General features: G+C 68.5%; 12 protein-coding genes. 2 read left to right on the top strand and 10 right to left on the bottom strand.

Going from position 1 to position 12,975, the window contains the following annotated elements; all coding sequences use genetic code 11:
• Positions 1-458: 458 nt before the first annotated feature.
• The 7 genes from DI005_RS17560 to DI005_RS17530 all read right to left on the bottom strand — a co-directional run bounded on the left by DI005_RS17560 (position 459) and on the right by DI005_RS17530 (position 6,192).
• Entirely contained in the window at positions 459-575 is a 117-nt protein-coding gene (locus DI005_RS17560; RefSeq protein ID WP_112273722.1) for a methionine/alanine import family NSS transporter small subunit, read from the bottom strand.
• A complete protein-coding gene (locus DI005_RS17555; RefSeq protein ID WP_113642842.1) occupies positions 576-2,087 on the bottom strand; it encodes a sodium-dependent transporter in 1,512 nt (503 codons plus the stop codon). It lies immediately after the preceding gene.
• 47 nt (positions 2,088-2,134) lie between these two features.
• The gene (locus DI005_RS17550) at positions 2,135-2,920 is read right to left on the bottom strand and encodes a 2-keto-4-pentenoate hydratase (protein ID WP_112273718.1); all 786 of its coding nucleotides are present in this window, start codon (positions 2,918-2,920) and stop codon (positions 2,135-2,137) included.
• Positions 2,917-3,927, bottom strand: a complete 1,011-nt coding sequence (gene dmpG / locus DI005_RS17545) for a 4-hydroxy-2-oxovalerate aldolase (protein WP_113642841.1) — start codon at positions 3,925-3,927, stop codon at positions 2,917-2,919. Before dmpG ends, DI005_RS17550 begins: the two co-directional genes overlap by 4 nt.
• Positions 3,924-4,805 (bottom strand): acetaldehyde dehydrogenase (acetylating), encoded by an 882-nt coding sequence (locus DI005_RS17540; RefSeq protein WP_113642840.1) that lies wholly within the window; start codon positions 4,803-4,805, stop codon positions 3,924-3,926. Before DI005_RS17540 ends, dmpG begins: the two co-directional genes overlap by 4 nt.
• Positions 4,806-4,871: 66 nt before the next feature.
• Positions 4,872-5,384, bottom strand: a complete 513-nt coding sequence (locus DI005_RS17535; RefSeq protein ID WP_369973595.1) for a RidA family protein — start codon at positions 5,382-5,384, stop codon at positions 4,872-4,874.
• Between the two features lie 85 nt (positions 5,385-5,469).
• On the bottom strand, positions 5,470-6,192 hold the full coding sequence (locus DI005_RS17530; protein WP_113642839.1) for an aspartate/glutamate racemase family protein: 723 nt from the start codon (positions 6,190-6,192) through the stop codon (positions 5,470-5,472).
• Positions 6,193-6,234: 42 nt separating this feature from the next.
• Here DI005_RS17530 and DI005_RS17525 point away from each other — a divergent pair, with 42 nt between their 5' ends.
• Positions 6,235-7,230 (top strand): LysR family transcriptional regulator, encoded by a 996-nt coding sequence (locus DI005_RS17525; RefSeq protein WP_146770588.1) that lies wholly within the window; start codon positions 6,235-6,237, stop codon positions 7,228-7,230.
• A gap of 490 nt (positions 7,231-7,720) precedes the next feature.
• Here DI005_RS17525 and DI005_RS17520 read toward each other — a convergent pair whose 3' ends face one another.
• Both DI005_RS17520 and DI005_RS17515 read right to left on the bottom strand, forming a co-directional pair.
• On the bottom strand, positions 7,721-8,464 hold the full coding sequence (locus DI005_RS17520) for an SDR family oxidoreductase (RefSeq protein WP_112273708.1): 744 nt from the start codon (positions 8,462-8,464) through the stop codon (positions 7,721-7,723).
• Positions 8,465-8,579: 115 nt separating this feature from the next.
• On the bottom strand, positions 8,580-9,470 hold the full coding sequence (locus tag DI005_RS17515; protein ID WP_112273706.1) for an alpha/beta fold hydrolase: 891 nt from the start codon (positions 9,468-9,470) through the stop codon (positions 8,580-8,582).
• Positions 9,471-9,517: 47 nt separating this feature from the next.
• Between DI005_RS17515 and DI005_RS17510 the strand changes: the two genes are divergently transcribed.
• The gene (locus DI005_RS17510; RefSeq protein ID WP_113642838.1) at positions 9,518-10,090 is read left to right on the top strand and encodes a TetR/AcrR family transcriptional regulator; all 573 of its coding nucleotides are present in this window, start codon (positions 9,518-9,520) and stop codon (positions 10,088-10,090) included.
• 96 nt (positions 10,091-10,186) lie between these two features.
• Here DI005_RS17510 and DI005_RS17505 read toward each other — a convergent pair whose 3' ends face one another.
• Positions 10,187-12,904 carry a helix-turn-helix transcriptional regulator gene (locus DI005_RS17505; protein ID WP_233520175.1) on the bottom strand — a complete coding sequence of 906 codons (2,718 nt, stop codon included), beginning with the start codon at positions 12,902-12,904 and terminating at the stop codon, positions 10,187-10,189.
• Positions 12,905-12,975: the final 71 nt, after the last annotated feature.

Here is a 12,975-nt window from a genome sequence, read left to right as displayed (position 1 = left end):
CGGTGGAGGAGACGCGATTCGAACGCGCGTGGGGTTCACTTGGGCCCGAACCGCGGATCTCGACAGCGCGGCACTAGGGGCAGGCCACTGTCAGCGACGGGGCAGCGACGGGTGAATGGTGCCATCGGGGCCACCACCAGGCGCCCTTGCCGACCAGGGCCAGCACTGCCGGCACTGATGCTGTCGGGACGACCCTTCACTGGTCGCGAGCAGCCTGTCGGTCGCCGCCTCGGGGCTCGTGTCGGCGTCGGCCGGAGGAGATCCTGCCGTACGCAGTTCGTCACCCGGCATGCGCTCGCAGGCGAGGCTGGCGGGTCCGTCGCCGTCGACGAGTGACGACGAGGCCGGCGCTTCGGGCCGATGTTCAACGGGATGGTGGCGTTACGCGGCCTGCTGCGCCTGCATGGCTTCGTCGCCACCGTGGTTTCCTGCGCTTCTTGATCGATATGTTGCCGGGATCAGTCCTCCGGACGCGAATCGTCGGGATGCCGCCGCAGGTGCGCGAGGCACAGGGCCAAACCTCCCCAGATCAACCCGGCGAACACGGTGAGCATGACGATGGCTTCGGTGGACATTCAGAGCGTTCCTTCCCGGTCACGGACATCGGCGGACCCGCGAAATGATCGCCGGGCGAGGACGACGCTGAACACGATCACACCGACGACGACCGCCCAGCCCGCTGTTATCAGGAATGGGACTGGATAGCCGCCGTAGGGGTCACTGAGCTCCGAGCGCAAGCTCTGGACCAACATCATGCCGAGGGCGATCGGAGTGATGACACCGAGCGCCAGCCGCCACCAGCGTCCGAGGGTGATCGACGATGTTCTGTTGACGTGGTCCTGAAGCATGGGCAGCTTCCGGGACCCCGCCACGACGAGCACCAGGACGAGTGCGGAGAGCACGATGCCGTACTGCGACATGAAATGGTCGACGACGTCCAGCAGGTGCAGCCCGTGTGTCGTCGGGAACAGCAGCAGGGATACGGCGGCGATGCTGCCGCCGACGCTGGCCACGGCGACCGTCCTGCTGCTTCCGGTCCGCTCCTGAACGGCGGCGATGGGCACCTGGATAATGCTGATGAGCGAGGTTATCCCAGCCATGGCGAGACAACCGAAGAACAGTACGCCGAAGATCGTCGCCCCGCCCGGCATCTCGGAGATGACCTGTGGAAAAGCGATGAATGCCAGGCCGATACCGTCGGTGACGACCTCGTCTACACCGCTACCGGCGGACAGTGCCATGAATCCGATCACGGAGAAGACACCGATCCCCGCCAGGATCTCGAATGAGCTGTTGGCGAATCCCGCGGCGAGGGCCGGGCCGGTCAGATCGGCCCGGCGACGCAGGTATGAGGCGTACGTGGACATGATGCCCATGCCGATTGAAAGAGAGAAGAAGACCTGTCCATACGCGGCCATCCAGACACTGCCGTCGGCCATCGCGGACCAGTCGGGAGTGAACAGCGCGTCCAGCCCCTCGGCGGCTCCGGGCAAGAACAGCGCACGGAGCACGAGGAGGCCGAAGACGACGAACAACGCCGGCAACAGAATCCGGTTCAGCCTCTCGACACCTCGCCGGATGCCGAAGGCGAGCACGCCGAGTGTGACGATCCACACCCCCAACAGCGGCCAGGCGACGCTGCCCACCGGCGACAGAGAGATCCCTGGCTCTTCAGCGGTGCGCAGGTGTTCGTCGAAGAAGAACGAGTTGGGGTCATCGCCCCACCGTTGGTCGAAGGAGAGCCAGGTGTACCTGACCGCCCAGGCGACGAGCACGGCGTAGTAGGCCCCGATCACGACACAGAGCAGAGCCTGCCACCAGCCTATCGTCTCGGCGCGGCGGGACAGCCGGCCCAGCGCGGCCGGTGCCGAGCCGCGGAACCGGTGGCCGATCGCGTATTTCATGACCAGGAGCGGGAGTCCGGTTGTGAACAACGCCACCAAGTACGGCACGAGGAAGGCGCCCCCGCCGTTTTCGTAGGCCATGTAAGGAAATCGCCAGATGTTCCCGAGCCCCACCGCCGAGCCGATTGCGGCCAGCATGAAGCCAGTGCGGCCACTCCATTGTTCCCGCTGTTCTCCAGGCACCTCGCGATTCCCTTCTGCCGGTCAGGTAGGGCCGGTGACGAGCGTGTCTACTCGGAAAGGACTGCTGTCACGCTGCCGAATCCGTTGATGGCGGCGACGACACAGTCACCGGCCGCGATAGGAACTGTTCTGGTCATCGATCCCGACAGCACGATGTGTCCCGGTTCCAATGCGATGCCCATGGGCGCCAGTGTGTTGGCCAACCACGCGAGCGCGTTCAAAGGTGAACCCAGTACCGCCGCGCCGGCGCCGGTCTCGGCGACGGCTCCGTTGACGGTGAGCACGCATCCAGCCAGCCGCAGGTCGGCATCGTCCAGCCGGACCGGGGTGCTGCCAAGAACGAACCCGCCGGATGACGCGTTGTCGGCGATGGTGTCGACAATGGTGATCCGCCAGTCGGCGATCCGCGAGTCGACGATCTCCAGAGCCGGCAAGACGAACTCCACCGCGCGAGCGGCGTCGGCGACGGTGACGTGCGGGCCGCGTAACGGAGCCTTCAGGACGAACGCCAGCTCTGGCTCGACACGGGGTTGGAGGAACGCGGCCGAGGGGATCGGCTCGTGCTCCGGGTGGATCATCCGGGAGGTGAGATGGCCGTAGTCGGGTTCGGCGACCCGCATCTGCCGCCGGATCGCAGCCGAAACCAGGCCCACCTTGTGTCCGACGACCACCTCGCCCCGCTGCGTCCAGGCGCGGACTTGTTCCAGCTGCATCCGGTAGGCATCGGAGACCGTGGCATGCGGATACGTGTCGCTCAACGGGTCGATGGGTTTCCCGGTCTGGTATGCCGTGAGCAGCGAAGCGGCGGCGCTGCGAATCGAATCGGGCGTCATGGCCGGCCGATCGTGCCAGCCAGCTCGGCGGCCACGCTGACGATCATGTCCTCCTGGCCGCCGATGACTCCCCGCCGGCCGAGCTCGACGAGAATGTCCCGAACCGGGACGTTGTACGTCGTGGCCGCACGCTTCGCCGGATGGAAGAACGTCGAGTACAGGCCTGCGTAGCCGAGAAGCAGCGCGGTCTCGTCAATCACCTGCGGCTCGGTCATCATCGGCGCCATGACCCGTTCCGCCACATCGATGAGGGCGAAGATGTCGACTCCGGGGTCGTGACCGGCGCGTTCCAGCGCCGCCGCGAGTACCTCGGTTGGGGCGTTTCCGGCGCTTGCGCCAAGGCCACGCAGCGAACCGTCGAGATAACGCGCGCCATGTTCCATCGACGCCAGCGCGTTGGCGACTCCGACGCCGAGGTTGTTGTGAGCGTGGAATCCGATGTCCGCCTCGACGGCACCGCGTAGTGCGTTCACCCGAGCGGCGGCGCCGGATGGGACCAGCGCTCCCGCCGAGTCGACCACGTAGATCACCTGGGCCCCGTACGAATCCAGCTTCGCCGCCTGTTGGGCCAGCGCGGCCGGCTCCAGTTTGTGGCTCATCATCAAGAAGGACATGACGTGCATGCCGCGTTCGCGGGCGTACCGGATGGGCTGCTCGGCGCAGTCCGCCTCGGTGCAGTGCACCGCGACCCGCACCGTCGTGGCGCCGGCCTGATGGACGGCGTCCAGCACACCTAATGTGGAGATGCCCGGCACGTAGAGCACGGCGATCCGAGCGTCTCGCACCGCGCTTGCCGCCGCGCTGACGTACTCCTCGTCAGTGGCCGCCGCGAATCCGTACTGGACCGATGAGGCCCCGATCCCGATGCCATGCGCCACCTCGATCACCTGGATGCCGGCCGCGTCCAGCCCTCGAGCCACGGCGGCGACCTGTTCGGTCGTGAACTGGTGCGAGACGCTGCTCATGCCGTCGCGCAGGCTCGTGTCGACTATGGTGACGGGCTTCATCGGATGTCCTTTCCAGACAGGCGGTAGGCGGCGATCCGTTCCCCGACCGCAGTCGCGGCGGCGGTGATGATGTCGAGGTTTCCGGCGTAGGGCGGCAGGAAGTCACCTGCCCCTTCGACGTCCAGCATCACTGTCACGAGGTCGGAGTCGATGACGAGGAGGCGCAGCTGGTACCCCGGCACGTAGGTCTGGACTCTGGCCACCATCGCGCGGACGGCCGTCTCGATCTGCTTGTCGTCGCGGTGGCGGATTCGTGCGTAGATGGTGTCTCGCATCGCCATCGGCGGTTCGGACGGATTGATGACCGAGATCGCCTTCGCGTTGTCGACTCCGGCCACGATGGTGAGTGCGCGGCCGGTTTTCTCGCTGAACTCGCTCAGGTTCTGCCGCGTTCCGGGTCCGGCCGTGGCGCTCGCGATCGTGGCCACGATCTCGCCGTAGGAGACGTCGGCTACCTCGTTGATCGCGTGCAGGATGGGAATGGTCGCCTGGCCGGCGCAGCTGATCATGTTCAGGTTGGCGGAGCTGAGGTGTTGGTCGAGATTGACTGCCGGGACGACGTGGGGCCCGACCGCTGCGGGCGTGAGGTCAATGGCGGTGATGCCGGCGGCGGCATAGTGCGGAGCCGCCGCGGCGTGGACTTGTGCTGAGGTGGCCTCGAAGACGAGCGCGGGCGGCTCGGGTCGACTCAGCAGCCACCCGATCCCCTCGGCCGATACCTCTACGCCGAGGTCGGCGGCCCGCTTGAGTCCAGGGCTATCGGGGTCGATACCGACCATGTAACGGGGGTAGACGTTGTCGGCCCGGTTGAGCTTGTACAGCAGGTCCGTGCCGATATTGCCTGAGCCGACGATCGCCGCCGGTACCCGTAACGCCACGCTCTGTCTCCTTCGTGTTGGATGGTTTGATCGCCGGAAAGCGGGCCGGTCTGGATCGTCGACGGGTCAGCCGGCTTCGACGACGAGCTCCACTTCGACTGGCGCGTCAAGGGGAAGCGCTGTCACGCCGACCGCCGACCTGGCGTGCTCGCCTGCTGAGCCGAAGACGTGACGCAGCAGCTCTGAGACGCTGTCGCCTACCGCTGGCTGTTCGGTGAAGTCCGGAGTGCAGGCGACGAACACGAGAACCTTGACGACCCGCGACACTCGGGAGAGATCGCCGAGCTGGGCCCGTAGCGCCGCCAGTGCGTTGAGTCCGCACTGGCGGGCGCATTCGCGGGCTTGCGCTGTGGTGACTGCTGCACCGACCTTTCCGGTGGCGAGCAGCGCGCCGTCTCGGAGCGGGACTTGCCCAGACGTGTGGACGAGTCCACCGGCAGCGACAGCGGGCCGGTACGCCCCAGCGGGGCTGACAGGTTCAGGAATGGCCAGGCCGAGGTCGGCGAGCCGTTCTTCAGGAGTTGCCGGCGGCATGGTCTCTTCCCTCCGGTAGGCATGGCTGACGGACGTGGCCGCCACGTCCGTGGCATCGCCGCGCCCATCGGTGAGTACTGGCCGGCTATCGAGATCTGTGCGGTGCCGGCCCAGGTCGGATGGTGTGAGTTCAGATCGGCCCGCCGCGCCAGCGGGGCAGCTCCCGCCGGCCAGTGGCGACCTCGAACGCGGTATGGGCGAGGAGTCGGGTGGAGTCGAGTGTGGGCAGGGCCGACACGTCAGGGGTGACGAGCAACGGGATCTCGGTGCAGACGAGCGCTACGGCATCGCAGCCCCGGTCAGCGAGCCGGTCGATAATTGCCGCGTACGTGCGCCGTGACTCGTCGGTGAAGACCCCGGCGACTAGCTCACCGAAGATGATCTCGTGGATCTTGGCTCGGTCGTCCTCGTCGGGGATCACGGCGGCGAGGCCGCGAGCCGCGAGTGAGCGAGGGTAGAGGGGACCTTCCATTGTGTATCGGGTGCCCAGCAGCCCGATACGGGAGTAACCGTCAGCCAGGGCGCGATCGGCCACCACCTCGCAGATGTGCAGGCCCGGGATAGCGAAGTCGCTCCCGGGCCGCTCCAGTGCCATGTGGGCGGTGTTGTCCGGGCAGGCGAAGAAGTCGGCGCCGGCCTTGGCCAGCCGGTCGACGCTCAGCGCGAGGGTGGCGCGGATCGAATCGTGGTCGCCCGCGTCCCAGGCCGCCATGCTTCGTCCGAATGAGATGCAGTCCAGGGTGACGTCGGGGTGCTCGTGTCCTCCGAGCTGTTCGAAGCCGTCCTGGCAGAACGTCCGGAAGCACAGGGACCCGCCTTCCCAGCTGTGTGCGAGGACGCCGAAGTGCTTCATATCGCTTCTCCCGATCGCGCTGAAGGTCTGGTGAGGACCAGGGTGCATCTCGCCTACGGAGCCCTCAACCGTTTGGCATCGACTAGCATGGAACCTATGCCTGCAAGGTATGAGCTTCGGCTTCTCGACTATGTGATCGCAATAGCCGAGGAAGGTTCGCTCAGCGCTGCCTCTCGCCGCCTGCGGCTCAGCCAGCCGACGCTGAGTCGCCAGCTCGGCAATCTCGAGCAGCGGCTCGGGGCGAGCCTGTTCGACCGCACCGGCCATGGCCTGACGCCAACCGCAGCTGGCATGGCCCTGGTGCGGCGGGCACGACGCGTGCTGGCGGAGGCGGATGCGATCAGTGACGACGTGTGGCTGGCGGCGAACGGCAAGACCGGCCGGCTGACGATCACCTTTGCCGGATCCGGAATCAACGGAGCCCTCGGGGCACTCCTCGGCCGGCTCCGGGTCGAGCTGCCCGACGTCGACCTTGAACTGGTCGAGGTCTTCGACGACCTGAAGATGTCCGCCGGAGTGCTGGAGGGCGCGTTCGACATCGCGGTCCAACGGCTTCCGCTGAGAGACTCCCGGTTGCACCGCAGGGAGTGGACACGTGAGCCGCTGACCCTCTTCCTCCCGGCCAACCATCCACTGGCCCGATCTCGCGATCCCGTCCCCGTCACCGAGCTGGCCGATCTCCCGCTGGTGCTCTGGCCTCGCGCCGCCTCACCACGGGCATACGACGAGATCATCGTGTTGTATCACCAGATCGGCGCCCCGCCCCGGATCGTCACCGAAGCCCAGACCGTCCAGACCATCCTCACACTCGTGGCCGCGGGGTTCGGGACGACCATCATGGCCGACTCCTACCGCGTTCTGCACCGCGACGGCGTGGCTGCCAGGCCGATTCTGGGAACGGCGACCAGCCTGTCCTTCGTGTGGCGGGCCGGTGACACCAGCCCTCTCCTGGCGAGGTTCTTCGACGTGGTCGACGGGACCAACCCGGTCGACGGCGGCGGGTCAGCGGTCGTCACAAACGCGGCGTCGCCCGGGTGAGAGTCTCGCACCGCCAGGGCACGGTGCTCACCGGCCGTACCGCGACGACTGCGACTACGCGCAAGCGAAGTTCGAGCCCGACGACCTCGCCAAGCAGAATCACGAACTCCTCGCCCAGCGCGACGAGCTCCTCCAAGCCCACTACGCCGGAGCGGTCCCGGTCCCCAGCTCCAGAGCGAACAGGACCGCACCGGCACCGCGCTCGGCCACATCACCGCACGGCTCGACAGACCATTCCTCCGCCTGCTACGACGCGTACGCACTTCAGCACAAGGCCGACATGAGGCAGATCGACAGGCAGCCATGCGTCCTGCGGAAAGCAGTCCGGACCTCCAGGCCTGACCGGAAACCGGCGGAAGGCGAGAAACACAACGCCGCCCTCAGCTGCCTCGCTCGACGCCACTGCGGCGTCCTGTTCGCCATGCTCCGCGGCAACGCCTTCTACCGAGTGCCCGGAACCCAGGCCCGTCGATTGTCGTTGCGCTCGACATCACCCGAGTCCGCCGGTGACGTTGATGATCTGGCCCGTGATCCATCGACTGTCGGGGCTGGCGAGCATCGCGACGGCGTCGGCGATGTCGTGGGGCTGTCCGAGCCGGCCCAAGGGGGTCATCGCCGCGACCTGGGCGAGCGCCGCCTCGGGGTTCGCCCGGCGCAACAACTCGGTGTCCGTCGCGCCGGGGCAGACGGCATTCACCGTGATCTGCCTAGCGCCGAGTTCGAGTGCTGCGACTCTGGTGAGTTGCTCGATCGCCCCTTTGCTGGCGACGTAGGCTGAATTTCCGGGCGCAGGACGGCTGGTGTTCAGCGTCGAAATATGCACGATCCGTCCACCGGTTCGCATAGTCCTGGCCGCGTGCTGGGTCAGCAGGAATGCCGTTTTGGCGTTGACCGTCATGGTCTGGTCCCACACCAGCTCGCTCGTCTCGGATATCGGAGCTGTCGCGATATCGAGCGCGGCGCTGTGGATGACGATGTCCAGACCGTCGAGTTCCTCGTCGGCAACCGCCATCAACCGGTCAACCGCACCCGCTTCGGCCAAGTCCGCCTGCACCGACACAGCCCGGCCGCCCGCGGAACGGACCGCCTCCTCGACCGTCTTCGCGGCCTGTGTGTTGCTCGCGTAGTTGAACACGACTGCGGCACCATCACGTGCCAGCCGTTCGACGATCGAGCGACCGATGCCGCGGGACCCACCAGTCACGACCGCGCCCTTACCGTCAAGCACCGTCACGAGAACCCTCCAACTTGGACGTTGACTAGCAAACTTAGAAGTGGGCGAATCAGCTGCGCCGCTCGCGCCAACTCGCTGACCTCACCGCGCCATCCGCGCTGGCAAGCCAGATTGCTCAGCGAGTCGGCAGCCGTGGTAGTGCCAGGTCGTCCCACAGGGGGCGCATCCGAGCACGAAAGAACCCGTGATGACCAATCCGCTGCAGTCCATGGTCGCGAGGCGCCACCCGGCGCACGTTCGGACGCGATGCCGCGTAGAGGCTTTCCAACGCCTGGTGGCTTCGCTCGCCGAGCAGCTCGTCATCGGTGAACGTCAACGAATCCATCGACAGCGTGATCTCCCGCGCACGGTCGACGATGTCCGGAACGTCGATGCCATAGTACTTCGGGCTCATGCACCAGCGGGCCCATTGCCGCATCACATTGGGCGGAACATCGCCGAGCATCCGTAGGCGGCGACCCGGGTAGTACCCGGCGACCCGGATGGCCATCGGCGCGACCACCCTCAGCAGCGGAGTCACCCTCCGGATCCGTGGTGTGTTCCACCGGTAGTAGCCGAGACCAGAAGCGACCAGCAGAGCGTGGTCGATCAGATCGTGTCGCGCGAACGGGAGCAGTTGGCCGCCAAGGCTGTGCCCCAGCCAGGTCACCGGTAAGCCTGCCGGCGCCTCCTCCAGCATGGCCTGAAGGGCGCTCGCCGCGTCACCGGCCCAACGCAACATGTCGCCTTGCTCGGCGCGCATCTCCGAGGGCCCTCCCATCCCTCGGTAGTCGAAGGTGAGTGTCAGGAACCCCCGCTCAGCCAGCCAGCTTGCGAACGCACCGTAGAACGACGCTGGTGTGGCCATCGCGGGCACCAACAGGACCGCGCCGGATGGACCCTCGCTCGGGCGGAACCAATTGCCAGCCAGAACCCGACCATCGTCGGCGAGGAACGTCATCGGCTCCCGGCGGACCGCCGGCACCGAGTCACCTGCCTCCTCGGAGGGAACGAGCTCGTTCGTCATGGCAGCACTATGACAGGTGTCATAACCGGAGGCAATAGACTTCTGGGATGACCATGGACACGCGTACCCGGATGATTCTCGGCGCCGCCAAAGCGATCGCCACTGGTGGGATCGACGCGATGAGCCTGCGGTCGCTCGCCGAGAGCGAGGGTGTGCCGCTCGGCTCGATGTACCACCATTTCCCCGGCGGTAAGGCGGCGCTCGCGGAGGAAGCCGTGCGTTTCGTCGGCGTGCAGGTCACCGAGTTGATCGAACAGGGCCGTGGCGGCCACGCAAGGCAGGCTCTGCTTGCCTTCGCCGACCGGTGGCGCCGGGTTCTCGACGCCAGTGACTACCGCTCTGGTTGCCCGGTGGCCGCGGCGGCAACCTCGAGTGACGCGCGGCAGCGGCAAGTCGCCCGCGAGGTCTTCGCTGACTGGCACCGCGCGATGTCCAGCATGCTGGTCGACGCTGGAGTCGATCGGAGCCGCGCCCCCCGCTTGGCACGCACGATCCTTGCGGCGACCGAAGGTGCACTCGCTCTCGCCCGCGCCGCAGGCTCCAGTCAGCCGCTCGATGAGGTGACCGACGAGCTGTACACGCTACTGGGCGATGCGGTACCGGGGCAGGGAACACGGTAACCTGCCGCGTCCGCCGAGACCGTCGCGGTCGTAGGGACAACCAGGGGAGGTCGACGACAACGAGAAGGCTCGCGGCGAGGAAGCCCGTGTCCGGCCCTATGCGGGCGCCGGGCTGGAGGTCAGTTCGAGCGTGGCGAGTTCCGTGCGGGCGGTGATTCCGAGTTTCGGGAACGCTTTGTAGAGGTGGTAGCCGACCGTGCGCGGGCTGAGGAACAGTTGCGCGGCGATGTCCCGGTTGGACAGTCCGCGGGCGGCAAGTCGGACGATGTTGCGTTCCTGCGGGGTGAGTGTGGCCAGCCTTTCGTCCGCGGCGCCGGGTTTCGGCACGCTCTGCCCGGTTGCGTCGAGTTCGGTGCGGGCTCGTTCCGCCCATGGCGTGGCGCCCAGCCTGCGGAAGGTTTCGAACGCGTCGCGGAGCTGGGTTCTCGCCGCGGACTTGCGGCGCTGGCGGCGGAGCCATTCCCCGTAGAGCAGCGCGGTGCGTGCGCGGTCGAATGGCCGGTCGTCCGGGTGCAGCCGCAACGCCGCGTCGTACGACTCTTCGGCTTCGCTGTCCGCCGCGAGGAGGGCGTGGCAGCGGTGGACGTGTGCGTCGATCCACGGTTGCCCGGCCTGGTGTGCCCAGTCCGCGAACCGGGCGAGTGGCTCGTGGGCGCTGGCGGTCCGGCCGAGTCGCGTCGCCGCCTCGACGAGGTCGGGAACGCTGCGCAGGCCGGGAAGCTGGTGCCGCACCGGTCCGGCGTGCAGGGCCTCCAGCCGGGTGAGGGCCGATTCCCATCGGGCGTGGCCGAGGTCGAGCATGGCCAGCGCCCAGTGCGCCCAGGTCATGCCGGCCGGGGGAGCGCCGGGCTCGGGCGCGGTGAGCGCCTCGTCGGCGAAGGACTGGCAACGGGACTCGTCGCCTGACACGGCGGCCAGGTAGGCGAGCACACCGCTCGTTTCCGCGATCCACTGCCGGTGCTGGAGTTCTTCCGCGATGTGCAGTGCCTGGGTGGCCTCGTCCCACGCGTCGGCGTGGCGGCTGAGGAAGGTCAGTGCCCTGGCGACGCACGCCAGCACCGGCGGCGTGCGCCCGATCCAGCCGCGCTCGCGGCACTGGGTGAGCAGTTCGTCGGCCACGCGGTGGGCCTCGGTGTCGTGGCCGGCGACCTGGAGGCTGGTGGCACCGACGAGGATCGTCTCGTGTGGGCCGCCGAACCCGGTCCGCCGGGCCGCCACGATCCGCTTCGCGAGGGTCTCCGGGTCGCGATCCCCCTGACCGATCGCGGACCGCACGGCCCACGTCAGCAGGCGGGCGACGGGGGTGAGCGGGTCGTCGGACGGCAACGGCAGGGCGTCCAGCCGGTCGGCGGTGTCGGCGATCTCGTCCCGCCCGAGGTACCAGGCCGCGTGCACCGCGTCGAGCAGCAGGTCGGCGGCCAGCGCTGGGTCGCCTGTCAGGACTGCCGCCTCGGTCAGCAAGCGCAGGGCCGTGCGGAGGGAGCCCTGGTGGAACGCCGCCGCCGCGCGCACCCGCATGGCACGCACGGTCAGCGCCCGGTCCTCGGCTTCCACCGGGCTGGTGAGCTCCATCATGCGTTCGACGTCGCCTTCCTCGGCGGCGGCTTCGGCGGCCAGCACCAGGCGGCGGGCGTGGTCCTCGCCGGGTGGGCTCAGCCGGGCGGCCCGTTCGTAGGCCGCCCCGGCGGCGGCGTACCCGCTGCGCGCGGCGGCCCGCTGGGCGGTGCGTTCCAGGTCGGCGGCTACCTGCTCGTCGGGTCCGGTGGCGACGACGGCGTGGTGCCAGGCGCGCCGGTCGGCGTCGTCCGGCCGGTCGAGTGTTTCGGCGAGGGCCGTGTGCACCACGAGGCGGAGGCTGACCGGCGCTGCCTGATAGACGGCCGACCGCACGAGCGGATGGCGGAAGCGCAGGGTGTGGTGGTCGACATGGAGCAGCCTGGAAGTCTCCACGGGCACCAGGTCCTCCAGCCCGCAGCCGAGCGTGGCGGCGGCGCGCAGCACGATGCCGCGGTCGCCGGTGTCCTCGGCCGCCGCGACGAGCAGCAGGCGCTGGCTCGGCTCCGGTAGCCGCCGCACCTGATCGAGGAACGCCGCTTGCACCGCGTCCGTCATGGGCAGGGCCTGACCGGCGCCGGGCGCCCGGTCACCGGCGAGCGCGGCGGGAAGCTCGAGCAGGGCGAGCGGGTTGCCCTGTGCCTCGGCCAGCACCCGGTACCGGTCGGTGGGGGACAGCGTGGCGGCGTGCTCGGCCAGCAGCCCCGCGGCAGCGGGTGCGTCGAGCCCGGTCAGCGGCAGCTCGCGCAGCCCGGGCGCGGCGAAGCCGGGTCGGGCGGCGATGATCAGCGCGATGCCCTCGGCGTCGAGCCGCCGCGCGGCGAACAGCAGCGCCTCGGCCGACGGCCGGTCCAGCCACTGGGCGTCGTCGACGAGGCAGAGGACCGGCTCACCGTCGGCGAACTCGGAGAGCAGGGACAGTACGGCCAGGCCGACGAGCATGCGGTCGCCCGGTTCGGCGGCGGCGAGCCCGAACGCGCCGTGCAGGGCGCGCGTCTGCGGCTCGGGCAGGGCGCCGGCCCGGTCGAGGGCGGGCCGCAACAGCAGGTGCAGGCCGGCGAACGGCAGGTGCGCCTCGGACTCGACGCCGGTGCTGCGCACGATCCGCAGCCCGTCGGCCGCCGACGCCGCGTACTCCAGCAGCGCGGTCTTGCCGATGCCCGGTTCCCCGGTGATGAGCAGGGAGCCGCTGCGACCGGCGCGGCAGTCCGCCAGCACCCGGTCGATGACCGATGTCTCGTCGTCCCGTCCGTGCAGCACGTGGCGACAGTACTGAAACGGCCGGTCGATCCCGGGCCGGATTGCCTGGACGTGACGGATTCCGCACGGCG

The sequence above is a fragment of the Prauserella sp. PE36 genome (assembly GCF_003311655.1).
GTDB classification, from domain to species: domain Bacteria; phylum Actinomycetota; class Actinomycetes; order Mycobacteriales; family Pseudonocardiaceae; genus Prauserella_A; species Prauserella_A endophytica.
This window is presented reverse-complemented; position numbering and strand designations above follow the sequence as displayed.